The organism is Aquirufa avitistagni, from assembly GCF_042715545.1.
GTDB classification, from domain to species: Bacteria; Bacteroidota; Bacteroidia; order Cytophagales; family Spirosomataceae; genus Aquirufa; species Aquirufa avitistagni.
This window is the reverse complement of record NZ_JBBKXZ010000001.1, coordinates 829,347-854,938: the sequence shown is the minus strand read 5'-3', so window position 1 is coordinate 854,938 and position 25,592 is coordinate 829,347. Positions and strand designations below refer to the sequence as shown.

Genomic DNA, 25,592 nt, shown 5'->3' with positions numbered 1-25,592 from the left:
GGTTTATAAATTAAATATCAACGAGCTATTCGCCGGAATATAAATCTTGTTTCCTGTTAATCGAGGCGCATCCGAGGTACTCGGCGGTGTAAAATAGGTGTTTTTGGCTAATTTGGCTGATTTTACCTGCATCATATCTAGCGCTAATTGAGGTAATTGAATCGTAAACTCATGCCCTTGCTTTGCATCAAAATTTGTCACGATTAACAATTTTTCTTTGGCAGTATAGCGTAAATATGAATACACATGTTTGGCATCATACCCAGCATCCTGCGCATATTGTAAATCAAAAAAAGCGCCCTGCTGTATTGCATCCGAAGTATGTACCAGCTTAAATAACTGTTTGTAAAATTGATCAATCTCCTTCTCCGCCGAACTCAATAAGCCACCATCAAATTTCCCTCCGTTCATCCAACGCTGATGCGTCTCCACACGCCAGAAATCAAACATTGAACTTCGATCATCTGCTTCATTATATCCTTCAATCTCATTCGCTTTTTCACCAAATTCTTGACCCATGTAAATCATTAATGGACCATCATGTAAGGTTGAAGTCACAACCATTCCAGGGATAGTTGACCAAAAATTATTCGCTGCAAACGCAGGTGTATTCAAGCGATGTTCATCATGATTTTCCAAAAACCTTAGCATGTGTTTCGCAAAATCACCTGATTCATTTTGCCAAACCCGCGTTATGTCCGCTGTTGTTGCTTCTGGCTTTTCTTGCATCAAGCGACGAATCCCATCGTATAAACCCACTTTATCATATAAATAATCGAATCCCCCTTTAAAAATATAGTCTTTGTATAAGTTGGGTTGATAAATCTCAGCGATGAAAACCACTTGTTTATGTTTGTTTTTAATCTTCGGAATCGCATAAGACCAAAACTCAACGGGCACCATCTCCGCCATATCACATCGAAATCCATCTACACCTAAATCTGCCCAATAATTCAAAACTTGAACCATTTTTACCCATGTATCGGGAATAGGGTCAAAATGCGTTGTATTTCCATGCTGGAAATCTACCCCATAATTTAACTTCACTGTTTCAAACCAATCGTTAATCGAAGGCTGTGAATTAAATACATTATTTCCGGAAACCTTAGCTGGGATTTCCGTGTAAGGAATCGTTACTTGTACTGGAGGATGAACGCCCTCTGGCACTGAAAATTGAGTTCCTGGCAAATAATAGAAATTATTGTTGGCTGCAAATGAAACTTGATTGTTATCACGCGTACCAAAATCCTCAATACCCGCAGGCTTTTGATCGGAATGATATTGCCTTGCCAAGTGATTTGGCACAAAATCAATGACTAGTTTGATGCCGGTTTCATGGAAGCGGGCCAACATACCCTTGAATTCATCCATACGTTTCGCAGGGTTCTCGGCTAAAAATGGATTCACATCATAGTAATCCTTGATGGCGAAAGGGGAACCTGCCCGACCTTTCACAACAGATGGATGATCTAAGGGCGAACCAAATGCTGTCAAATCCTCCATGGTGGCATGTTCAATCAAACCCGTGGCATACACATGCGTAATACCTTTTGCTTTAAGCGCCTTTAATGCTTTCGTAGAAACATTCTTGAATTTAGTCACTCCATTTTGTTGGGCCGACCCATTACGTACCAAATTTGTATTAGTATTCCCCCACAGGTGAAACATCATTTGATACACAATAAATTTAGAGGAGGAATTCGTAGCGTTAGGCATAGTAGATTGGGAATTCAAATTAGGCGATAGGCCAAAGCAGGCCAAAAACAAAAATAAAAAACGGGTAAATCGTAGCATATCGTAAAATAAACAGCCTAGCACAGCAGAAATAGCTTTCTTGGCATAAGTAAATGTAATAATTTTGAACATTCAAATAAACAGATTTTCATAAAATATCACCCAAAATGACTTACAAGGCATGCCTATTTGATTTAGATGGCGTATTAGTTGACACAGCCATTTATCATTTTCAAGCGTGGAAAAACTTAGGTACTAAGTTTGGCTATGCGTTAACAGAAGAGCAAAATGAACTATTGAAGGGCGTATCACGCGTTGAGTCATTGAACCGAATTTTAACTTGGGCAAATTATTCCGCCACAGAGGATCAAAAATCAACTTGGTTAATTGAAAAGAATGAAAATTACTTGGACTTAATTTCGAATATGAATCCAAGTGAAATATTACCTGGTGTATTGGATTTCTTAAATCAAATCAAACAAGCAGGCTATAAAATCGCATTAGGTTCCGCCAGCAAGAATGCTGAAATCATTTTATCCAAAACGGGTCTTATTGAATGGTTTGATTTAATCATTGACGGAAATAAGGTCACGAAGAGTAAACCAGATCCTGAGGTATTCTTAAAAGGAGCAAGTGGTTTAGGTATCTTACCTACCGAATGCATCGTTTTCGAAGATGCACAAGCCGGCGTAGAAGCTGCCAAAGCTGGAAATATGCGTGCTATTGGAATAGGAGATGTGGAGATGTTGCGTCAGGCCGACAAAGTAATTCCCAATTTTGTAGGCATTCAAGCATCCGAATTATTACAATTTTAAGAAACACACTAGCACAGAATTTACAAAAAGCGACATTCGTTTAATTTTGCACGGATTACCTAATAACCCTGAGTTTACATGAAACAATATTTAAAACTCGATGAATGGAAAATCATCGAAGACAAGTTTAATCCTGAGTTCAACGAAATAACAGAATCAATCTTTTCACTAGGAAACGGCCGCATGGGCCAGCGCGGTTCTTTTGAAGAAACATACACAGGGAAAACACTTCAAGGTAATTACGTAGCCGGTGTCTATTATCCGGACAAAACACGCGTAGGTTGGTGGAAAAATGGGTATCCCGAATATTTCGCTAAAGTACTTAATGCCGCCAATTGGAATGGCCTAGAAATTACCATTGACGGAGAACTAGTAGATCTACACACGAGTACAATAAATTCCTTCTACCGTGAATTAAACATGAAAGAAGGATTCATTTTACGCCAATGTGACATTACATTAGCTTCAGGAAAATCAATATCAATTGAATCCATTCGATTAAATAGCATGGCTGATGATGAATCAGGTGTTATTTCGTATCAAATAATCCCACTTAATTTTTCAGCCACAATCTCAATCAAAGCATTCGTTGACGGTGATATAAAAAATAAGGATTCGAACTACGATGAAAAATTTTGGGATGAAGTAAAAGTAGGTGCGAGTGATCATACTTCATTCGTTTGGTCCAAAACGAAGAAAACAGGATTCGAAGTTTTCACAGGTCAGAAAATTGAATTAGCTGTCAATGGACAAAAGCAAGCAATTAACGCAAAGACTGAAACGAAAGAAAAGTATAGTTCGTTAAGCTATTTAGTGCCAACAGCACAAGGTGAAAAATTAAGCATTACCAAATTTGCTGTCAACTTAAGTTCTGAAAATCACCCAGCTGCAACCTTAGAATCTCGTGGAATTGACTACCTAAACCGCATTTGCACCAAAGGATTCGATACCATGAAAAAAGAACAAGCCGAAGCTTGGGAAGCGAAATGGGCGATTAATGATGTGATTATAAAAGGAGACGTGTCGGCCCAACAAGGCATCCGATTTAACATATTCCAGTTGAATCAAACATATACAGGAGCAGATGATCGCTTAAATATTGGCCCAAAAGGATTTACAGGTGAAAAATATGGTGGATCCACCTATTGGGACACAGAAGCTTATTGTATTCCGTTCTATTTAGCTACAGCACCCCAAAATGTATCCAAAAATCTATTAATCTACCGTTGGAAACAATTAGATCGCGCGATCGAAAACGCAGGAAAACTTGGTTTTAATCAAGGAGCGGCCTTATATCCGATGGTTACGATGAATGGTGAGGAATGCCATAATGAGTGGGAAATCACATTTGAAGAAATTCACCGAAATGGGGCTATCGCTTACGCAATTAAGGATTATGTAGATTACACAAACGACCGTAAGCATTTAGTTGACTATGGTTGGGAAGTATTAATCGGCATTTCACGTTTTTGGGCACAGCGCGTGAACTGGTCAGAGAACCAACAAAAATATGTGATGTTAGGCGTAACGGGTCCCAATGAATATGAGAACAACGTAAACAACAATTGGTACACAAACTATTTCGCTGTTTGGTGCTTGAAATATACATTGGCTGTATTGCAGGAAATCAAATCAAATTTCCCAGAAGCCGCCCAAGAGAAACTAGCCAAAACAAATTTCAGGCACGAGGAAATTGCTCAATTTGAACATATCATTCAAAACATGTACTTCCCGCGTAATGAACAAAAGGGGATATTCTTACAGCAAGATGGATTCTTGGATAAAGTAATTGCACCTGTAGATGCTATTCCATCTGGTCAAAGACCAATCAATCAAAACTGGTCGTGGGATCGCATTCTACGTTCTTGCTACATTAAGCAAGCTGATGTATTGCAAGGCATGTATTTCTTTGAGACTGATTTCAGCAAAGAAGAAATTGAGCGTAATTACAATTTCTATGAACCTTTAACTGTTCATGAGTCATCATTGAGTCCATGTGTGCACAATATTCTAGCTGCAAAATTGGGTAAAGAAGACAAATCGTATGAATTCTATACCCGTGCTGCTCGATTAGATTTAGATGATTACAACAATGACACAGAAGATGGTTGCCACATCACCAGTATGGCAGGTACCTGGATGTCCATTGTGAAAGGATTTGGTGGCATGATGCTGGTGAATAACCAGTTAAGTTTTAATCCATTCCTTCCAAGTCAATGGGAAGAATATGCATTTAAGATCAATTTTAGATCAAACCAACTAGCGATTCGGATACTGAATAAAGGAGTTGAAATTACCAACTTATCAGCTAATCCAATCACACTAATGGTCAAAGGTAGTTCGTATACGATACCTGGAGAAAGTACAAAAGTTATCTAACTAAAAGGCCAAGAATTTCTTCTTGGCCTTTTGATTAAAACTAAGTCAATACTGCTATCCAAACAAAATAAGAAAATGTTGACAAAATTTACATGTTTTAAAGCCTTAAAAGTTACCATAAAGGCGACCTAAATGACGATTTAGAGGAATTAATCTTGATTTGTGACAATTTGGCATAAAGTGTCATGTTTGAATAGGGTGGCATTATCCTTGTGTAAAAGGGTGAAAATTAAATTAAATAATCATGGGAAAAATTATTGGAATTGACTTAGGTACCACCAACTCATGTGTGGCGGTTATGGAAGGGAATGAGGCTGTTGTTATCGCTAATTCAGAAGGTAGAAGAACGACACCCTCCATTGTAGCATTTTTAGAAAATGGAGAACGTAAAGTGGGTGATCCTGCCAAAAGACAAGCCATTACAAATCCTCAGAATACGATTTCATCTGTGAAGCGTTTCATGGGTAAAAAATATTCAGAAGTAAGTTCAGAGTTAAAAACAATCTCATATCAAGTTGAGCAAGGAAATAACGACACGCCTCGCGTGCGTATTGGTGATCGTTTGTATACACCTCAAGAAATTTCAGCTCAAATTTTAACAAAGATGAAGCAAACAGCAGAGGACTATTTAGGTCAAACTGTTACGGAAGCTGTCATTACGGTTCCTGCCTATTTTAATGATGCAGAACGTCAAGCAACAAAAGAAGCTGGCCAAATCGCTGGTTTAGAGGTAAAACGTATCATCAATGAGCCTACAGCTGCTGCATTAGCTTATGGCGTAGACAAAGGTGGTAAGGATATGAAAATTGCCGTATTTGACTTAGGTGGCGGTACTTTTGACGTGTCTGTGTTAGAATTAGGTGATGGTGTATTTGAAGTTAAATCAACTGATGGTGATACACATTTAGGTGGTGATGACTTTGATCAGGTAATTATCAACTGGTTAGCGGAAGAATTTATTTCGGATGAAAACATCGATTTGCGTAAAGATCCAATGGCTCTTCAGCGTTTGAAAGAAGCTGCAGAAAAAGCTAAAATCGAATTGAGTTCAAGTGCATCTACTGAAATCAACCTGCCATACATCATGCCAGTTGACGGTATTCCAAAACACTTAGTTCGTTCATTATCCAAAGCGAAATTTGAGCAATTAGCAGATAGTTTAATCCAACGTACCTTAGAGCCTTGTAAACGAGCAATGAAAAATGCTGGTTATACAAATGCTGATATAGATGAAGTAATCTTAGTAGGTGGATCGACTCGTATTCCGCGTATTCAAGAAGAAGTAGAGAAATTCTTTGGCAAGAAACCTTCTAAAGGAGTTAATCCAGATGAGGTTGTTGCGATTGGTGCTGCGATTCAAGGTGGTGTATTAACAGGAGAGGTGAAGGACGTTTTATTACTTGACGTTACTCCACTATCATTGGGAATCGAAACAATGGGTGGTGTATTCACGAAATTGATTGAATCGAACACAACAATTCCTACGAAGAAATCTGAGACATTCTCGACGGCTGCGGATAACCAACCATCCGTAGAACTTAACGTGTTACAAGGTGAGCGTCCGATGGCGAAAGATAACCGTTCATTAGGCCGTTTCCACTTAGATGGTTTGCCACCAGCACAACGTGGTGTACCTCAAATCGAAGTTACATTTGATATCGATGCGAATGGTATCCTTAACGTTTCTGCCAAAGATAAAGGAACTGGTAAAGAGCAAAAAATCCGTATCGAAGCATCTAGTGGTTTGACAGATGAGGATATCGAGAAAATGCGTAACGAGGCGAAAGCGAACGAAGCATCGGATAAATTAGAAAAAGAAAAAGTAGAAAAAATCAATCAAGCAGATGCGTTGATTTTCCAATCTGACAAGCAATTGAAGGAATACGGTGAGAAATTATCGGAAGGAAATAAAACAGCAATCGAAGGTGCTTTGGCAGAATTGAGAGTGGCACACGCTTCTCAAGATTTAGCGGGTATCGATGCTGGATTAGAGAAATTAAATACCGCTTGGACGGCAGCTTCGCAAGAAATGTACGCTGCAGGTGCAACAGAAGGAGGAGAAGGAGCACAACCTACAGATACTGCCGCTGATGGTGGCGCTGAAGATGTTGCCTTCGAAGAGGTTAAATAAACCACCTTCGCTAAAATCAAAAGCCCGATCCTACACAGATCGGGCTTTTTTTATGTCAAATACCTCTTACTTCTTACCTCTCACCTCTATTTAACAATTCCATCCCACAAACGCTTCCGCACTTGTAAAGACTCAATGGCGGCCTGTGTGGCTCTAGCCCATTTATCAGTATCATCACCACATAATTCCTCCATCATACGATAGGCTAATTGGCTATGATGGTCTCCATCCACTTCGATATGACGCTCTAAATAATAAACCAAGGTTTCAATTTTAGCCGGTGCATCTTGTTTTAATTGGTCCACAATGAGTTGGAACATACCTGGAATCAAATCTTCCCGACCAAAGGTAAAAATGGCAGCCACTTCCTCAATGGGTCTATTTTGTATCGATTCGAAGGTAAACGTTAGAAAGTCACGTACAGAATTAGGAATATCTAGTGAAGGCAATAAGGCTAGGACATCCGTAATAGATTGACACTTAGTCAATTCCTTTAAAGCTGGTAAAACATCTATACCTAATTCACGCATCGCGCGAACATATAATTCAAAATGACTCGTGTATTGACCATGTTGGTCTACATCCGACTCTTCGCCCAAGACAATTTCATTAATCAAAAAACGGACTTCAGGAGTTCCCTTAGGTACCCAAGGCTGATCAACCGAGGTTAGTTCTTTTTGAAGTTTCTTGACCAAAGACATAAAGTCCCAAACCGCAAACACATGATGCTGCATGAAATTGGCTAGTTCAGTAGGAGACTGAATGTAACTATTGATTGAATGTGTTAATAAAGCTTGTTGGTGCGGCTCAATCGCCTTTTTAAGTGCTACTAGGGAATTCATAAATGTATACTACCTTTTTTATGTTTTAATGATTGGCCATTTCGACCATTTTTTACTGCTAAAATCTCAGATACGATCGAAATCGCAATTTCATCAGGACCTTCTGCGCCAATATCTAATCCAATTGGACTTGACAATAAATTAACTTGAAGCGTTGGAATTTGTTTTAAGATTCGATCCATTCGTTTATTCGGACCTAAAATACCTACATAAGACCACTTATCTACCGCATACTGGTTGCTTAAAAATTCAACATCCCGATCAAAATCATGTGACATCAGCACAAGGCAGTCCGTATTTCGTACGAGTAAATCATCGTTCCAATCGTAACATGCCTGGACTGAATCACGAACGCTTGGATTCATTTTTAGTTTATTGCCAACCCAGTGAACCTCCCATGCCAATTGCTGACATAGTTGGATTAAACTGATGGCGTCAAATTGATTGCCAACAATCCAAATGCGTGTATTGGCCGGAATTTGTTCAACAAAGATCTGTTTATTTCCTTCCTGCGTAAATGATCCACTTGTATCTGCTACTGCTTGAATGGAAAAGTTTGAACCTTCCCACGTACTCTGTAGCGTATGTGCCAGTCCTGAATCTAAACAAATATGTAATTGCTCAGCAACTTGTTCTACGTGTGCTCGAATAGGATCAATAATAATTTCAATTAATCCCTGACAGCCTAATCCGATGCCCAACTGAAATGGATCATCCTCACGGGTATCATACGTAATATTCTTAATGGTTTGTTGGCGCATCGCCAATTGCGCTTTCTTCAACAAATCACCTTCTAGACAGCCGCCACTAATTCCGCCCCACCAATTTCCATTTTCGTCAATGAGCATCCGAGCACCTGGTCGGCGATAAGCCGAACCTTCCACAAAAACCACGGTAGCTAACGCAAATGATTCTCCTGAGTTTAATAAGCGCTTTAATTGGCCAAGAATTTGAATTAACTCTTTCATATTCAATTCAACTTTTCATGTAAATAGGAAATCAGAAAATCAACATCTTGTGAGGTCGTACCTAATCCCATGGAGATCCGCAAAGTGGCTAAAGCTTCTGCATCAGACAATCCAATCGATTTTAACACATGTGACGGTAAATGCGTTTTGGCATTACACGCGGCACCATTCGAGATGGCTACATTGGGAATACTTTGAAACAAGGTTTCCCAGTCTGTTTCAGGTAACGAAATGCTGAGTATATGAGGAACAGTAGATGCACGCGATACATTCAATTTCCAGTGCGCGGGAATAGCTTTCTCTATACGTGATTTGTACTCCGCTAATGTTTGTGCATGAGACAAGAGTTCAGGAATCAGTTGAAAGGATGCTGCTAAACCTACGATTTGTGGGACGGCCAATGTACCACTACGCATTCCCCGTTCTTGGTCACCACCGAATACCAATGGTTGAATCTGAACTCCCGGTTGGACGATTAACGCACCTATACCTTTCGGCCCATAAACTTTATGTCCTGATACACTCATCAAATGAGGCAAATCCTTGCCTTGAAGGTCTATTTTTCCAATAGCCTGGGTAGCATCTGCATGAAAAATAAGTTGATGAGCATCCGCTAATGCGCGTATTGCTTCATAATCTGTAATCGTGCCCAGCTCATTATTCACAAGCATAAGTGAAATTAAAACGGTATCGGATTGTATCGCAGCCTTGACGTCCTCTACATCGATTATACCGGCTTCATTGGGAGTTACATAAGTAACTGACCAACCGAGCGACTCCATGTGTTGGCATACCGCCAAAACCGCCTTGTGCTCCAAGGTAGACGTAATCATATGACCCGGCTTTCTCCCAGACAAAAAACCTTGAATACCTAAATTGTTGGATTCAGTCGCTCCAGAGGTAAATAAAATACTTGATGCAGGTAAATTGAAATACTTCGCGATGGATGCGCGCGACTTTTGAATTGCTTCTTCGGCTACCCAACCATAATAATGCTGATTAGAACCTGCATTACCGAAATCCTCCGTAAAATAGGGGAGCATATCGTTAAGCACCGCTGGATGAACAGGGGTGGTCGCGGCATAATCAAAATAGATGGGCTTTTGCAACGTTACCAGATTAGGCAACAAAGATAAGGGATAAAAAAAAAGTCCCGAATAAATCGGGACTTTTCATTTGGCTTACGCTAATTTCTTAACGACTGCTTTGAATGCTTCTGGGTGATTCATCGCTAAGTCAGCTAAAACTTTACGATTTAAAGTCATTCCAGATTTATTGTATTTGCCCATGAACGCAGAATAAGACATTCCTTCAGTGCGAACAGCTGCATTGATACGTTGGATCCAAAGTCCGCGAAAATCTCTTTTCTTAACTTTACGATCGCGGTATGCATATTGCAAACCTTTCTCTACTTTGTTTTTGGCTACAGTCCAAACGTTTTTACCGCGACCATAGAATCCTTTCGCTAACTTAAGGATTTTCTTTCTTCTAGCTCTTGAGGCTACGTGATTGACACTTCTTGGCATAATTTTTTGTTTTTTGAAATGAGGCGAATCTCTCGATTACTTTAGCCTACTTTCTGGTTTAACAATAACTGATTTAGTTGATTATAGACCTAGCATTAAGCTAACGCGATCCATATCAGCTGGTGAAACTAAAGTAGCGTGAACTAAATTACGCTTTTGTTTCGTTGTTTTTTTAGTAAGGATATGGCTGTGAAAAGCGTGTTTACGCTTAATCTTACCAGTTCCCGTTACTTTGAAACGCTTCTTCGCTCCAGAGTTGGTTTTAATTTTTGGCATTCTTTAATTGATTAGACATGTAAAAATTGGAACGCAAAAGTAATAAAATTACCTCTACATTCCACGCATATTAAAAATTATTTCTTTGCTGCTTTTGGGGAAAAAATAATACTCATCCGTTTTCCTTCTAACTTCGGCATATCGTCAGGCTTGCCAATATCCTCTAGACCTTTGGCAAAATTCAATAACAACATTTCACCGCGCTCTTTAAAAACGATGGTACGACCTACGAAATGTACGTATGCCTTCACTTTAGCACCTTCTTTTAGGAAGTTAACCGCATGCTTTAACTTGAAGTTAAAATCATGCTCATCTGTATTCGGACCGAAACGGATTTCCTTGATGACTGTTTTAGTGGCATTAGCCTTAATCTCCTTCTGCTTTTTCTTTTGATCATACTTGAATTTCGCATAATCAATTACTTTACAAACAGGAGGGACAGCTTTAGGTGATATTTCAACCAAATCTAAATTTTGAGATTCTGCGATCTCTAAAGCCTTCGCGAACGGATAAACACCAATCTCGATATTCTCACCCACTAATCGAACCTCTTCAACACCACGAATCAACTGATTTATGCGGTAAGGTTCTTCTTCTCTTTTATTTCCTCTGTAATTGTTGTTGGGGCGTAAAGCCATAAATTATAATTTGTTAAAATAAAAATCACTTCGAAGCTAATTTAAAAACCCCATAATTGCAAACAAATGACACTCAAGGGCTTAAATTATCAATTATTCTAGTTGGAATACGACTGTTGGTTTATTTCCTCACCAGCCAATGCCATAAACGCATCCAAGGACATCATACCTAAATCTCCTTCACCTTTTTTGCGAATGCTCACCATACCATCTGCTTGCTCTTTTTCACCCACAATGATCATAAATGGCACTTTTCCAACTTCTGCATCGCGAATCTTACGTCCCATCTTTTCATTCCGATGATCTACATAACCACGTAAATCTGCTTCTTGAAGACGCAAATAGATTTCATTGGCATAATCTTCATACTTCTCCGAAATAGGCAAGACTGCTAACTGATCTGGCGATAACCATAATGGGAAATTACCCGCCGTATTCTCAATCAAAATTGCAATAAATCGCTCTAATGAGCCAAAAGGTGCCCGGTGAATCATCACGGGACGGTGTTTCAAATTATCCGATCCCGTAAATTCCAATTCGAAACGCTGCGGCAATTGATAATCTACCTGAATCGTTCCGAGCTGCCATTTACGACCCAGCGCATCACGCACCATAAAGTCTAATTTAGGACCGTAAAATGCGGCTTCTCCATATTCTACCACAGTAGGCAATCCTTTATCTTTGGCTGAACGAATAATCGCATTTTCTGCACGATCCCAATCCTCATCATTTCCAATGTATTTCTCCCGATTCTCACGATCGCGCAAGGAAACTTGAGCAGAATATTCCGTGAATCCCAAGGCCTTAAATACATATAGTACCAGGTCAATTACCTTCATGAACTCTTCTTCTACTTGATCAGGCCGACAAAATATGTGGGCATCATCTTGCGTAAATCCACGCACACGTGTTAATCCATGTAATTCACCCGACTGCTCATAGCGATAAACCGTACCAAACTCAGCTAAACGCAAAGGCAAATCCTTGTACGAACGTGGCTTCGTTTTATATATCTCGCAGTGATGCGGACAGTTCATTGGCTTCAACAAATACTCTTCACCCTCATCAGGCGTATGAATTGCTTGAAACGAATCCTTACCGTATTTGGCATAGTGACCTGAAGTCACATATAATTCTTTACTTCCAATATGTGGGGTTACGACAGGGGAGTAGCCCGCGCGAACTTGTGCACGTTTCAAGAAATTCTCCAAACGCTCACGTAAAATAGTTCCTTTAGGTAACCACAATGGCAATCCCATGCCCACTTTCTCCGAAAATGCGAATAACTCTAATTCTTTACCTAATTTCCGATGATCCCTACGCTTCGCTTCCTCCAATAAGAATAAATACTCTTCCAATTCCTTTGCCTTAGGAAACGTAATGGCATAAATACGCGTCATCTGCTTACGCTTTTCGTCTCCACGCCAATACGCCCCAGCAACGCTTAATAACTTTACAGACTTAATAAATCCAGTCGACGGAATGTGCGGACCTCGACATAAATCTGTAAAGTTACCCTGGGTATAAAAAGTGATTTTACCATCCTCTAAACCCTCAAGCAACTCTAATTTATATTCATCATTCTTTTCTTTGAAATAAGCAATGGCATCCGATTTAGCCACCGATTTGCGCGCATAGCTACTTTTCTGACGCGCTAACTCCACCATCTTATCCTCAATCGCCTTAAAGTCATCCGAACCAAATTCCTGATCCCCTAAATCAATATCATAATAAAAACCATTCTCAATCGCTGGTCCAATACCGAATTTCGTCCCCGGATAAATTGCCTCAATTGCCTCAGCCATTAAGTGTGCTGATGAATGCCAAAACGTCTTTTTCCCTTCTGTATCATTCCAGGTCAACAATTGTAAAGCCACATCATGGGTAATTGCTGTATCAGCATCCACGACATCACCATCAATTTTAGCAGCTAATACATTGCGGGCTAATCCTTCAGATATGGACAATGCCACATCCATAGGAGTGATTCCTTGTTCAAACTCACGAACCTGACCGTCAGGAAAAGATATCTTAATCATAGAAAAAATTTTTGCAAAGGTACAAATTTAGCGGCAATCTTAACAGCGCTTAATCGCTTTTTTGTGCGGTTGAATCGACTAAAATCGTGGTACTATCTAGGCGCTTACCCAGTAATCGATCACGCAATTGAATAAATCGCAAGTCTGAAACAAATTGCTTTTGCCCAGAATCTAACATAGCGATACTCTTTGATTTTTGGCCCATATTTAAATACACAAGCGCTTGACTAAATAGCGCATCTCGATAGAGACCAGATTGAGTAGGGATTTGAGCTAAGTAAACAAGTGCTTGTTTGTTATTGCCCAACCGTGTGTAAAACTCTCCTAGCTCTAACATAATGGCTGGATTTTGCGGTAATTGGCGAAAAACATTTAAATAAACCTTTTCAGCACGATCATATTGATGTAACTGAACCAAAAAGCGCCCCCAATTTAAGAGCAAATAAGGGTCTAATGGATATTTTTTCAACTCAGCCAAAATCAAATTTTGATAATTCAATTGGGACATTCGCGGCATGTGATACCTAAAAAATGCATCACTTAAATGGCTATGCGTAAGGTCTTTACGTTGAATGGATTGCATGGCCCATAAACTATCACCACGTACCATCTTTTGCAGATAAGACAGATATGGTTTTTCCGCCACTGCTACGCCCATACTTTCTGCTTGGCGTAAATAGGTAGCCGCAATTCGCTTCGAATGTGAGGCTAAATAAATTTCACTTAATGTCAAATACATCGCAGATGAATTATATCCCGATGACTCCAGCGCTTTTGCTTCTTCCAGCGCTTGCGCGTACCAACCTAAATGACTCTTAATCTGAGCAGAAACCAACAAATAATCCACATCACCCGGACTCTTGGCTAGCGCGCGCTTAATGTCATTTTCCGCGTGCAAATAATCACGCAAATCCAAATACGCTTTAGCTCGTAAAAAGTATAAATGAGCATCATCACTATCTCGCAAAAGTTGGGTGATGTAAGAAACCACTAAACCAGGACGTTGTAGTTGGCTATACGCTGATTTGGGCGGAATAACTTCGCCTCGTTGATCTGCTGATGGACCACAAGCAAAAAGCCAAGAAGAACAAATAACGATTAAAAACCGATATCGAGTACCAACGGATACCATGCAAAGTTTTTTGTTTGTGGTAAATAAACTCCTCGAACGCCAAACTCAAACTCTTGAGAAAAACGCATCAAATGTACTTGAAATGACAAATCTACGCCGATTGATTGATAATCACGTGTTAGGGCCTGAGATTTCTGGACAACTTTTCCCCGGCCACCATCAGCAAACAAATCCATATTGATACGCTTCAAATAAAGCCATCTACCCACATTGAAATCTGTTGACGCAACCGGAAACCGGTAATCTAAACTATAACTAAACATCTGATCAAACGAGGCATAGCTAAATCCTCTCGGAAAATACAGATTACTGCCAAAGCGGTAATTACCCTTAGATTCTTGTTGGTAACCAGTCCGAACACTAAATCCGTGATGCTTCAACAACCCAGGGAAGAAGAGCTTCGATTGAATGGACCATATTTCTGCCTGTAAAGATTGAGCAAAAGGCGTTGAGTTAAATCGGCCTACTACCTGAATACCCCATTTCGATTGTAAATCGCGGTAAGTCCGATTAAACAATTTTGAATACGAAATCTGATAATTGACAGAAGTATAGGTCCCATTAAAGGCCTCTGAAATATATCGACGTTGCAAATCATAGCCAGCTACTTGAAGAAAGTCAACTTTCGAACCTATCTCAAGTGATTCCTGAAACACGGAACGGGTTAAATTGAATGGAATACGTACACCAAATGAATACTTGCTTTGCCGCCATTGATCAGAAACTAAGGCAAATTGATTATTCATTGCAGGTAGATTTAACTCCGTAAATCTATTTCCTGATTCATAATTAAAATCAATCACAGGGAAAAATCCCTGATAGGAAAGACGCGCAAAAGAATTCGCCACACGTTCATTTGCATTCCATTGATACCCAAAACTCGCCTGAAGGTTATTCAAAACATCTTTACTCACAATACCCATATCGATGGAATTACCTTGTGCACCCACTAACGGCCCCCAAGCGTATGGATTAAATATTCTCCACTTGGAAAATGTAGTTGTGGGATAGGTTGTGCTTGAATCTCCAGTAGAAACTTTAGTGGCTACATTCAACTGAAAAGATTTCTTTGCCGCCGTATCACCTTCGACAACGTGGTAACCTGAGGCGGTATACTGTGCATATGTCAACTTACCACCTTGAGAAACCCCAAAATAAGCTCCGTATGTATCCGATGTTAGGACATTCACTTGATTCGATTTAGGATCCACTCGAACCACCTGATCAATGCCATCCACAGGTAGATTAAATAAGATATGCTGACCGGCTAAATAGGGGTGAGACCCATTTAATGCACCTAATTGAACAGAATCACGTAAAATATTGTCTTTCCAATTCCAAACAACAATCGTTTTTGATTGACCCTTTTTGCGCACAAAAATAAAATCAGATTCACCCTGTAAACGCGGTTGAACAAACTGCTCACCAGGTTTAACAACTAACTGCGCAACCAACTCACGTGATTCACGATCAATAACCTGCAAAGAAGATGCGCCTGATAAACGGTAAACCAGCGCGCCTATGTACTTTGAATCTGCAGAAATACTTGGATTCGTTGCTTGGCCTAAAGAACCCCATTTGATTCGTTTACCTTGCAATAAATCATATAAGTAAAAAACCGTTTGGTTCTTTTGACCCCACCTTGGATGATACTGGTACTCTGACCAAACGACGAATTGTGACGAAGCCGCTAACATCGCATTATCAAAGTAAGGACCTAAATAAACGAGACGCCGCTCTTGTGAAGGCGTATGCAAGACCAACTGGGTATTGACATCAAATCCATTTTTTAACGCCACAAAAGAAGTGTCACTAACTGGTACAGGGTATAAATAATTCGTAAACCCAGGAGATTTGATTTTTTTCGCTTTCGCATTTGCTTGAAATCCCAAGCTTTCGCGCGAAAAAGCATCCACCGACTTACCTGTTAATTGTTTAACTGATCGGGAAAATGAGAAGGGTCTGGGTGCATTTAAAGTCTTTGACCATAATTGACCTATGACATCATGGCCATATTTCTCTTGCAAACGATACGTTAAATATTGGCCAAAAACATAATGATTGGGCACATATTCACGGTAGGACCGTCCCAACATTTTTGCATAGTTAGGTGCGCCATAGGTATCTAAATACGCACGAAGCGGCATTTGAAATTGCGGAATGACACTTCGGCCAAAACCGGTAACCCGAGTCTCTGTTTCAACCGCGTCTCCTTCCCACAGCCAATTAGGAATCATCAAGTTAGTATAGGCCGTCTGCCCATTACTGCCCCATAAATAATGAAGCCATTTAGAAATACCGGTGCGGCCTATTTCATTTTGATACATGTGACGCGACTCATGTACGGCTAATAAATTGATCCAATCATTGGTACCAATTAAACTAGGATCCTGTGGCGGCATCATAAAATATTCTGCCCTAGGAGCCGCTAGAGAGACAAAACCATTCGAAAGCATTCCTTGGTTCTGTAAAACAACTTTCCAAGGATGTAAGGAAACACCCATGCCTTGGCCAACTTGTGCAAGCGAACGATCTAATGAATTCGCCGTTACTTGAGCCAACGAATCTAGGCCTTCAGGGTAAATAATCTGCACAGGAAACCGCTGCAGTTTAAGTATTCTATGTCGAACCGAAAATGGATTTTGATCTAAAATGGAATAGGTCATCTGTGCCAAACTCAATTGGCCACAAACTAAAAGAATCAATAAGGTAAAACACCTTAGAACCATTTGAGAACCTGTTCAATAAGCCACTTTGTTTTCATCGTATATGGCGGATAAAAATACCGGAGTAAATTAGTCCGCTGAACTAAAACTGATTTGGCATGTGAAAATTCTAAGAACCCAAATTTACCACCCGACTTACCAATACCTGAATTATTTACGCCACCAAATGGCAATTCATCATGTCCAAACTGAATCAAGCAGTCATTAATTAGACATGAGCCTGACGATGTATTTTGTACAATAAAATCAGAGAAGACCTTATTTTGGCTAAACACATACAAGGCTAACGGCTTTTCTTCTTGACTTAAATAGCGCGTGATATCTGCTTCATGCTTAAATGTCATCACCGGTAGGATAGGACCAAAAATTTCCTCCTGCATGATTTGCATGTCATGGGTGCAATTAATTAAAATCGTCGGACTGATAAAACAAGTAGCCTCATCAAATTCCCCACCCGTCAATACTTTTGCGCCTTGAAGGATTGCGTCATCCACCAATGATTTAATTCGGGCAAAATGACGTTTATTGACAATGCGGGCATAATCTTTACTACCTGCGATATCTTTACCCACACCGTAGAAGTTGGCAATCGTCTGTTCCAACGCTTGCAAGAATTGGAAATTCACTTTCTCGTGGATATATAGGTAATCAGGTGCGATGCATGTTTGTCCATTATTTAGGAATTTTCCCCACGCTATTTTTTGAGCTGAAGCAACGATATCAGCAGATTCATCTACGATCGCCGGAGATTTTCCACCTAATTCCAAGGTTACCGAGCAAAGGTGTTTGGCAGCAGCCTCCATCACCTTCTTTCCAATCATCGGGCTACCTGTAAAAAATATATGATCAAATTTCTGCTCCAATAAATAACTGGCCACAGAAGCATCACCTTCAAATACAGCTACCTCAGAAGGGTCGAACAACGAGGTTAACATTTTCTTGATAAAAGCTGACGTATGCTCACTTAATTCAGAGGGCTTTAAGATCACGGCATTACCCGCTGCGATTGCATGAACTAAGGGATTTATAGCCAAATTGAATGGGTAATTCCAAGGAGCAATGATTAAACACATGCCTTTAGGCTCCAGCTGAATATGCCCTTGCGTTCCTAATAACATGAGCGGCGTACCTACTTTCTGAGGTTTCATCCAAGATTTAACATGCTTAATCATGTAATTAATCTCTTTTTTAACACCCAACAATTCAGCTATAATTACCTCTGAACTCGGCTTTTTAAAGTCGGCATACAACGCATCAAACAAATCTTGCTTGTGTGCCAACATATATGTCTCGATTGAACGAAGTTTCTCGATACGTGAAGCAGCACTTGCATTTTTTAATCGCTGCAAAGAAGCCTTTTGTAAGGCATAGGTTTCATTAATTTGCTGTTCCATAGATAGGAATTAAATGGTAAACAATGTGCGTAATTTATCTTCAATCAAATCAAAATATCCTTTATTTCCGGACGGTCTAAACCACGTATCACCAGCTACATACCATTTTCCATCTCCAGGATAAATAGCAAATTCCGTTTTAGGTTTCAATTCTTCCACACCCTTTTCAAAGACAAATTCCCCGATAAACAAAACGGACATCAATTCTTGTAATCCTTTCCAATCATCCGTAAACCGTAACGTCTCATGACCGTCTTTGGAATACCTAAAGCTCAAATCAAAAAAGGATAATTCTCCTTCTATTCGTACCCACATGCCATCTTCATCTGCAAATTGAAATCCTAAATAAAGCGGCATTTCTTTACCAGCTGTCTCCAAAATCGCTTGCATAAACTCCTGAATCAGCGTATCATCTAATTCCAATATAACAGGTAATGCTGTGGTCGTATCTGCTGCTTCCAACGTAATAAATGGTTCCTCATCACGTGGATTACATGAACCAGACTTAAACATACGGAAGGAATCTTCCAGGCGATTACGCCAAGCAATAGGCAAGGCACCTGTCCATTCAAAGCGATCCTCAATATTTAATCCTTCAGCGAGCAATTCCTCACGGGAAAAGTCGTCGCGGTCAATATATTGAATCGTGCATTTGACTGTAGGCGTATCCGTTAGAAAGGAATCAAATTCAAAAGCTGCCTCTAAATGATAGGGCGGAGGTACATTGTTAGGACTCTCATAGAACAACTGAAACTTCTTTTCTAATTTGGCTGGATTCATTTTTGCGCATTAAGGTACAAAGCTACGGATTTAAGTCGGTCCATTTTACCAGAACCCGTAGTTTCAAATTTAGAAAGATAAATCACCTCCTTAGGAATTTCCCATGATTCAAGCGAGGGTACTCGTAAACTATGCTCATCTATGACCGATGATCCCTCCATAAATAAAACTGCTTTCTGGCCTAAAGCGTCATCAGGCAAACTTCCTACAAAAAATGAACGATCTGGTAATAGATACCCAAGTGCTGTTTCAACTTTTTCTGCTTGAATTTTACGCCCTGCGGAGTTAATGACACGGTCTACACGTCCGAGTAGGCTAAAATGCGCATCATCTATTTGCTCAATAATATCATTCGTTTGTATCCATTGTTGCGATGTAGCAGCAGATTTAATGGATACACACCCATTTTCACCCACTTGATGTTTGACACCTGGTAACCAACTAAAATGAGCGGAATACGTGGGACAAAGCTGTTGAAACGCAACATGAGATACGGTCTCAGTCATTCCATAAGTCAAAAAAACAGGAAACTTAAATTCCGTTGTTTCGTCTAAAAGAGATGGACTTAAACCTGAACCTCCCAAAAGCACGCCTTTGGCATTGGAAAAAAAAGCAGCTAAATCTAGCTTGTCTTTCAACATGGCATGCCATTGATTTGGCACAAATGAGGCTAATTGGATAGATAACGGAGATATTCCTTGCAATGGATTGACGGATGGCTCTACTAAAACAAGCGATAAATCTAATTCCAGCGCTCGTACGAGTACCATGGCTCCGGCGATGTAATGAACAGGCAGGCAAAGCAAAGCCACATCTTGGGGATTTAAATGAAGCCAAGCTCCGGTCAAACGGGCAGAAGCAATCATAGCTTCTCTTGGAATCAGAATGGGTTTGGGTGAACCTGTAGAACCAGATGTCATGAACTCAAAATGCGTCACTCCATCTTTCCACTTTTGACAAAAGTCAAACACCTGTCTTTCGAAATCAGAGGCAGGTGTAGGGTAATCTGGAGCAAGCGGGGAGAAAAGAAGCATAATTCAATAAATCATTCCAAAAATAGCCAAACATTCTCTAATTTCGTGAGTTAAATAAAGGTTAATCAGTTTAACCTTGTGTACATGAGCGAAGATCCATTTGTAAATCCCATTAATCCTGATAAAGTTGCCCAAAATCCGGGCTTGTTGCCCTACGCGCACACAGCGGGTGGCGCCGTCATCAAACCGGAAGACACAGGCAAAACGAGAGGAAGATCCATCTTAGCGATGCGTCAGCAGACGGACCGACAAATGAATCAATTATACGAGCAGATGGAGGTTTTGGCGAAGCAGGCCAAAATGATTGCTGATCGAAAAGAAATTTCAGAGCGTATTTATGACGCCGCCATGGGTTTCGAACCCATCATTAGTGAAACATACTACATGTATGAAAAGGAGGATGGAAGTGACTTACTTTCATTAGTTGCCCCGCACGAATGGGGCCGTTCCTTTAAATATAGCCGCTATTTAGCCAAAGTGATTTTACTCGCAGACCATACGTGGGATGTAACTTATAACGAAGAACCGACCAAACATGATGATTTCTAATTTTCCATGGAAACCAATTAAGGAGTACAAAGAGATTTTGTTCCAACAATACAATGGGATTGCTAAAATTTCCATCAATCGTCCGCACAAACACAACGCCTTCACACCATTGACGGTTCAAGAGATGTCGGAGGCCATGGAACTTGCTAGACAAGATACCTCTGTTGGGGTGATTATATTGACAGGAGAAGGCGGAAAAGCCTTTTGTTCGGGTGGAGATCAAAGTGTCCGTGGAGATGGGGGATATGTAGGAGAAGATTATGTACCTCGATTAAATGTACTTGATTTACAACGTCAAATTCGTACCATTCCTAAGCCTGTTGTGGCTATGGTGGCCGGATGGGCTATCGGAGGCGGACATGTATTGCATGTGATTTGTGATTTATCTATTGCTGCTGAAAATGCTCGTTTTGGTCAAACAGGTCCTAATGTGGGATCATTTGATGGCGGATTTGGCGCTTCTTATTTAGCGCGTGTGGTAGGACAGAAAAAGGCCCGTGAAATTTGGTTTCTGTGCGATCAATATGATGCACAAGATGCATTGCAAATGGGATTGGTCAATAAAGTTGTCCCCTTAGAGGAGTTGGAAAATACGACCGTTGCCTGGTGTGAAAAAATATTAGAAAAGAGCCCATTAGCGCTTCGTATGTTAAAATCAGCCTTCAATGCTGAATTAGATGGTCAAGCAGGTATTCAAGAATTAGCTGGAAATGCGACTTTATTATATTATTTATCTGATGAAGCCAAAGAAGGTAAAAATGCCTTTTTAGAAAAACGCAAACCTGATTTTTCAAAATTTCCTAAATTCCCATAAACATGAATTATTGGTTAGTTAAATCAGAACCATTCAAATATTCTTGGGATGATTTCGTTAAAGAAGGGAAATCTGTTTGGGATGGGGTGCGTAATTACCAGGCACGCAATAACCTGAAAGCCATGCAAACGGGTGATTGGGTGTTTTTTTACCACTCAAACGAAGGTATGGAAGTAGTAGGTTTGGCTGAAATTTCAAAAGAATTTTACCAAGACCCTACCACAGAAGACCCTCGCTGGGTAGTTGTCGAATTAAAACCTATCAAAAAATTAGCCAAGACGGTAACGTTAAAGGCCATGAAATCGGATGAGAGGTTAAGTAATTTGGCATTAATTAAACAATCGCGTTTATCCGTTACGCCCGTTTTAAAAGCAGAATTTGACATTATTTTAAGCCTAGCCGAATAAATTATGAAAAGGTTAATCTTGCTTTTATTGATGCTTTGTGGCCAATTAAGTTTGGCTCAGCGAATAGAAATTCCCCAATTAAACAGCAATGTTAATAATTTTACAATTCCTATCGGGGAACAAGGAGTGGTGCTCCTAAGTCAATTAAACAATCAAGATTTTAACATTCGAAAATTAAATACGAATCTAGAGCAAACCTGGTCGGCGAATGCAGCCGTTGAAGCTTCGCAAGATTATGTAACACACAGTTACGATGGTAAAAACTTATTTTTACTCTTCAGTCGCTTTAAAAGCAATTCATACATCATTTTTCGCGTCAATACGTTAAGTGGCAAAATTGAAAAGTTCCAAATTATATCCGTTGACCGAATTGAAATATCCAATTTCAAAGCATTCAATGCCTCTTTATTCATCGGTGGTGTCGTAAATAGCCAAGCCGTCATTCTTTTTACCAATCTGAACGAAAAGAAAACACGCATTCTTCCTTCAGTTGTCAAGGGAGAAGCTGAAATTCAATCCATGGATTTGGATACGGCATTCCAACAGGTAAACGTCACCTATTCAGTTGGCAAAAAAGCAAAGGATTATCAATTGTTGATTCGCTCATTTGATGAAGACGGGAATCTATTGGGATCGGTTCAGATGAAGCCAACCGAGGAATTTGCCATGATGAATGGAAAATTAAGCCAAATGAATGATTCATTGCAAATCGTTGTCGGCACTTACGGTCACAAAAATACCATTGGATCATCCAAAGGACCTAGTTCACAAGGATTCTATTTTCAATCATTCATCGATGGCGAATTACAACACACGAATTTTCAGTCATTCACTAAATTCACCAATTTCTTTGAGTTCTTAAGTCCAAAACAACAAGAGCGGCAGGCGAAAAAAATCAAAGAAAAAGCAGCCAAAGGCGAAGAACTACGTTTGGATTACCGCTTGTTGATGCATGAGGTCATTCGAAAAGGTGATCATTACATCGTCGTGGCTGAATCATTTTACCCAGATTACAAATACAATAATATGGGCCTTTATGGACCGGGAATGCTAAATATGGGAGGATTCAATAATTTCTATTCACCATGGAGCATGTTGTATAATCCGTACCGCTGGGGATATGGGTACTATGGATTATACTCGCCATTTTCGAGTTACTACAGTCCATGGGGATATCGAGGGTACAACTTTTATGGCAGTAATCAGCAGTTTGACGGATGGGTGTATACGCATGCAATTGTCGCTGAATTAGATGAAAATGGACATGTGCTTTGGGATCATTCCATTCCATTAAATGACACCAAAGAAGAGAAGTTAACGCAAAAAATAAAAACCTCAGTTGTGGGTGATCAAGTCACACTTTCATATAGTAAGGATAACCAAATTATCAGTAAAATAATTAGTCAGTCCGGAACCGTTGAACAAGAGCGGATAATCAATATAGAAACTGAAAATGAGGCAGACCGGGTGCGAAAATCATCCAAAGTAGATCTTAATTACTGGTACGGTCCTTATTTCATTGCCCATGGTACGCAATCCATCAATAATAATGAAGATGGAAAAAGAGACGTATTTTTTATCAACAAGATTCAATTCAATCCCTAAATTTTGGAAAACAAACAAGCCGCTATTGCCATCGAAACGCCCGAATTTTGGGGTAAAAGTTATGAGTTAATTGATTCAGGTAATTTTGAAAAGCTTGAGCAGTTTGGAGATTTTTGTGTGAGAAGACCTGAACCTCAGGCACTTTGGACGAAATCATTATCTGAAGAATTCTGGACAGTTAAGGCAAATGCACACTTCAAAAAGGAAAAAGGGAGCACAGAACGAGGCGTTTGGGATATCAAAAAAGGAGTACCCGATAAATGGTTTATTCCTTACACATCTAAAAATCTTAATTTAAATTTCAAAATAAGCCTTTCATCCTTCAAGCATGTTGGCCTATTTCCTGAGCAAGCATCCAATTGGGAATTCTTAGCCAAGCATATTCCATTACTCAAGACTCCCAAACCCAAGTTGCTGAATCTATTCGCGTATACAGGCGGGGCGAGTTTGGTATGCCGACAAATGGGTGCGGATGTAACGCACGTAGATTCGGTCAAGCCCGTATTGTCTTGGGCCCGTGAAAACATGGAGGTTTCTAAGCTTGATTCGATTCGTTGGATGGCGGAAGATGCTTTAAAATTTGTCAAGCGTGAAGCTCGCAGAGGTAATATTTACCAAGGTGTCTTGTTAGATCCACCCGCTTATGGTCGTGGTCCAGATGGAGAAAAGTGGGTATTAGAAGAGCAAATAGATGATTTATTGCGCTCCGTTAAAGAGATTTTAGATCCCAAAGAGCATATTTTGCTTACAAACGTGTATTCCTTAGGTTTCTCTACGCTTGTAGTTGAAAATCTGGTCAATGGCATATTTAATGTCCCGTCAACTGCGGAGTCAGGTGAATTGTACTTAAATGACCAATACGACAAAAAACTCCCATTGGGAGTTTTCCATCGATATTTATATCAGTCTTAGTTTTTCGGATAAATGACTCCTTTTGCAGCTAGGAGTGTGTTTTTCATAAGAGAAACGATGGTCATCGGACCAACACCTTTAGGTACTGGTGTCAGATAAGAACAGATTGGGAAGACCGAATCAAAATCCACGTCACCTTTCAAAGCAAAACCTGATTTTTTGCTAGCATCTTCTACGCGCGTCAAACCTACGTCAATAACCACGGCGCCTGGTTTAACATGTGCAGCGGTGATAAACTCTGGCTTACCTAATGCTGCAATCAATATATCTGCTTGTTTGCACATCTCCTCCAAATTAGGCGTCCGTGAATGCGTTAACGTCACCGTACAGTTTCCTTGCGGATGATTACGTTGCATTAGGATGGACATAGGTAAACCGACGATTTGGCTACGGCCAACTACCACACAGTGTTTACCTGCTGTTTCAATGTTGTAATAGGCCAATAAATCCAACACTCCTTGTGGAGTAGCCGAAATATAGGCTGGTAAACCCTTAGCCATTCGACCGATGTTAATTGGATGAAAACCATCCACATCTTTTGACGGGTGTATCGTTTCCATGACACGATCTGGGTTAATATGATTGGGCAATGGCAACTGAACAATTAAGCCATCCATTTCAGGATTATCATTTACTTCCTGAACAGCCTTTAATAATTCTGCTTCCGTGATTGTCGGATCAAAACGCAATAGGGTAGATGCAAAACCCAATTCACCACATGACTTTACTTTGTTTGCCACGTAGGTCTCTGATGCTCCGTTATCACCCACTAAAATCGCTACTAAATGTGGTGCACGTTTCCCAGATGATACTAACGCGTTAACTTCTTCTGCAATGGCCGATTTCATGGATTCGGCAACCATTTTACCATCAATAATCTGGCTCATAGCT

22 protein-coding genes are annotated in these 25,592 nt (G+C 40.0%); 8 read left to right on the top strand and 14 right to left on the bottom strand.

Annotated features, from left to right (window positions below; all coding sequences use genetic code 11):
- Positions 1–3 precede the first annotated feature (3 nt).
- Positions 4–1,866, bottom strand: a complete 1,863-nt coding sequence (locus U0R10_RS03670; RefSeq protein ID WP_377982575.1) for an alpha-amylase family glycosyl hydrolase — start codon at positions 1,864–1,866, stop codon at positions 4–6.
- Positions 1,867–1,901: 35 nt separating this feature from the next.
- Between U0R10_RS03670 and pgmB the strand changes: the two genes are divergently transcribed.
- The 3 genes from pgmB to dnaK all read left to right on the top strand — a co-directional run bounded on the left by pgmB (position 1,902) and on the right by dnaK (position 7,059).
- The gene (pgmB, locus tag U0R10_RS03665; protein WP_377982573.1) at positions 1,902–2,549 is read left to right on the top strand and encodes a beta-phosphoglucomutase; all 648 of its coding nucleotides are present in this window, start codon (positions 1,902–1,904) and stop codon (positions 2,547–2,549) included.
- Positions 2,550–2,627: 78 nt separating this feature from the next.
- Positions 2,628–4,928, top strand: coding sequence for a family 65 glycosyl hydrolase domain-containing protein (locus tag U0R10_RS03660; RefSeq protein ID WP_377982572.1), 2,301 nt, complete (start codon positions 2,628–2,630; stop codon positions 4,926–4,928).
- 244 nt (positions 4,929–5,172) lie between these two features.
- Positions 5,173–7,059, top strand: a complete 1,887-nt coding sequence (gene dnaK / locus U0R10_RS03655; protein WP_377982571.1) for a molecular chaperone DnaK — start codon at positions 5,173–5,175, stop codon at positions 7,057–7,059.
- An 86-nt stretch (positions 7,060–7,145) separates the two neighbouring features.
- Here dnaK and U0R10_RS03650 read toward each other — a convergent pair whose 3' ends face one another.
- The 12 genes from U0R10_RS03650 to U0R10_RS03595 all read right to left on the bottom strand — a co-directional run bounded on the left by U0R10_RS03650 (position 7,146) and on the right by U0R10_RS03595 (position 20,414).
- Positions 7,146–7,901 carry a DUF3050 domain-containing protein gene (locus U0R10_RS03650; RefSeq protein ID WP_377982569.1) on the bottom strand — a complete coding sequence of 252 codons (756 nt, stop codon included), beginning with the start codon at positions 7,899–7,901 and terminating at the stop codon, positions 7,146–7,148.
- The gene (locus tag U0R10_RS03645) at positions 7,898–8,869 is read right to left on the bottom strand and encodes an XdhC family protein (RefSeq protein ID WP_377982567.1); all 972 of its coding nucleotides are present in this window, start codon (positions 8,867–8,869) and stop codon (positions 7,898–7,900) included. Before U0R10_RS03645 ends, U0R10_RS03650 begins: the two co-directional genes overlap by 4 nt.
- Before the next feature lie 2 nt (positions 8,870–8,871).
- Positions 8,872–9,978, bottom strand: a complete 1,107-nt coding sequence (locus tag U0R10_RS03640) for a cysteine desulfurase family protein (protein ID WP_377982565.1) — start codon at positions 9,976–9,978, stop codon at positions 8,872–8,874.
- Between the two features lie 72 nt (positions 9,979–10,050).
- Complete coding sequence (gene rplT / locus U0R10_RS03635) at positions 10,051–10,395, bottom strand: 50S ribosomal protein L20 (RefSeq protein WP_377982564.1); 345 nt, start codon at positions 10,393–10,395, stop codon at positions 10,051–10,053.
- Positions 10,396–10,476: 81 nt separating this feature from the next.
- The gene (gene rpmI / locus U0R10_RS03630) at positions 10,477–10,671 is read right to left on the bottom strand and encodes a 50S ribosomal protein L35 (RefSeq protein ID WP_377982562.1); all 195 of its coding nucleotides are present in this window, start codon (positions 10,669–10,671) and stop codon (positions 10,477–10,479) included.
- A 77-nt stretch (positions 10,672–10,748) separates the two neighbouring features.
- On the bottom strand, positions 10,749–11,309 hold the full coding sequence (gene infC, locus U0R10_RS03625; RefSeq protein WP_377982560.1) for a translation initiation factor IF-3: 561 nt from the start codon (positions 11,307–11,309) through the stop codon (positions 10,749–10,751).
- A 98-nt stretch (positions 11,310–11,407) separates the two neighbouring features.
- Positions 11,408–13,348 (bottom strand): threonine--tRNA ligase, encoded by a 1,941-nt coding sequence (gene thrS, locus U0R10_RS03620; RefSeq protein ID WP_377982558.1) that lies wholly within the window; start codon positions 13,346–13,348, stop codon positions 11,408–11,410.
- A 49-nt stretch (positions 13,349–13,397) separates the two neighbouring features.
- Positions 13,398–14,480, bottom strand: coding sequence for a tetratricopeptide repeat protein (locus tag U0R10_RS03615; protein WP_377982556.1), 1,083 nt, complete (start codon positions 14,478–14,480; stop codon positions 13,398–13,400).
- The gene (locus tag U0R10_RS03610; RefSeq protein ID WP_377982554.1) at positions 14,447–17,209 is read right to left on the bottom strand and encodes a hypothetical protein; all 2,763 of its coding nucleotides are present in this window, start codon (positions 17,207–17,209) and stop codon (positions 14,447–14,449) included. The genes U0R10_RS03615 and U0R10_RS03610 overlap by 34 nt, the downstream gene beginning before the upstream one ends.
- Entirely contained in the window at positions 17,200–18,600 is a 1,401-nt protein-coding gene (locus tag U0R10_RS03605; protein ID WP_377982552.1) for an aldehyde dehydrogenase family protein, read from the bottom strand. The genes U0R10_RS03610 and U0R10_RS03605 overlap by 10 nt, the downstream gene beginning before the upstream one ends.
- Positions 18,601–18,609: 9 nt before the next feature.
- Positions 18,610–19,380: a hypothetical protein gene (locus U0R10_RS03600; RefSeq protein WP_377982550.1), complete on the bottom strand. Its 771-nt coding sequence runs from the start codon at positions 19,378–19,380 to the stop codon at positions 18,610–18,612.
- Positions 19,377–20,414, bottom strand: coding sequence for an AMP-binding protein (locus U0R10_RS03595; protein ID WP_377982548.1), 1,038 nt, complete (start codon positions 20,412–20,414; stop codon positions 19,377–19,379). Before U0R10_RS03595 ends, U0R10_RS03600 begins: the two co-directional genes overlap by 4 nt.
- An 84-nt stretch (positions 20,415–20,498) precedes the next feature.
- Between U0R10_RS03595 and U0R10_RS03590 the strand changes: the two genes are divergently transcribed.
- From U0R10_RS03590 to U0R10_RS03570, 5 genes are read left to right on the top strand one after another with little or no spacing between them, the layout of a single operon-like run.
- The gene (locus U0R10_RS03590) at positions 20,499–20,963 is read left to right on the top strand and encodes a DUF2452 domain-containing protein (protein ID WP_377982546.1); all 465 of its coding nucleotides are present in this window, start codon (positions 20,499–20,501) and stop codon (positions 20,961–20,963) included.
- A complete protein-coding gene (menB, locus tag U0R10_RS03585; protein WP_377983008.1) occupies positions 20,953–21,777 on the top strand; it encodes a 1,4-dihydroxy-2-naphthoyl-CoA synthase in 825 nt (274 codons plus the stop codon). The genes U0R10_RS03590 and menB overlap by 11 nt, the downstream gene beginning before the upstream one ends.
- A 2-nt stretch (positions 21,778–21,779) precedes the next feature.
- Positions 21,780–22,184 (top strand): EVE domain-containing protein, encoded by a 405-nt coding sequence (locus U0R10_RS03580; RefSeq protein ID WP_377982545.1) that lies wholly within the window; start codon positions 21,780–21,782, stop codon positions 22,182–22,184.
- A 3-nt stretch (positions 22,185–22,187) separates the two neighbouring features.
- A complete protein-coding gene (locus tag U0R10_RS03575; protein WP_377982543.1) occupies positions 22,188–23,789 on the top strand; it encodes a hypothetical protein in 1,602 nt (533 codons plus the stop codon).
- Positions 23,790–23,792: 3 nt separating this feature from the next.
- On the top strand, positions 23,793–24,701 hold the full coding sequence (locus tag U0R10_RS03570; protein ID WP_377982541.1) for a class I SAM-dependent methyltransferase: 909 nt from the start codon (positions 23,793–23,795) through the stop codon (positions 24,699–24,701).
- On the opposite strand, the gene U0R10_RS03565 is transcribed toward U0R10_RS03570, so the two are convergent.
- Positions 24,698–25,588 (bottom strand): bifunctional 5,10-methylenetetrahydrofolate dehydrogenase/5,10-methenyltetrahydrofolate cyclohydrolase, encoded by an 891-nt coding sequence (locus U0R10_RS03565; RefSeq protein ID WP_377982539.1) that lies wholly within the window; start codon positions 25,586–25,588, stop codon positions 24,698–24,700. The two genes, U0R10_RS03570 and U0R10_RS03565, sit on opposite strands and share 4 nt — an antisense overlap.
- Between the last annotated feature and the right edge of the window lie 4 nt (positions 25,589–25,592).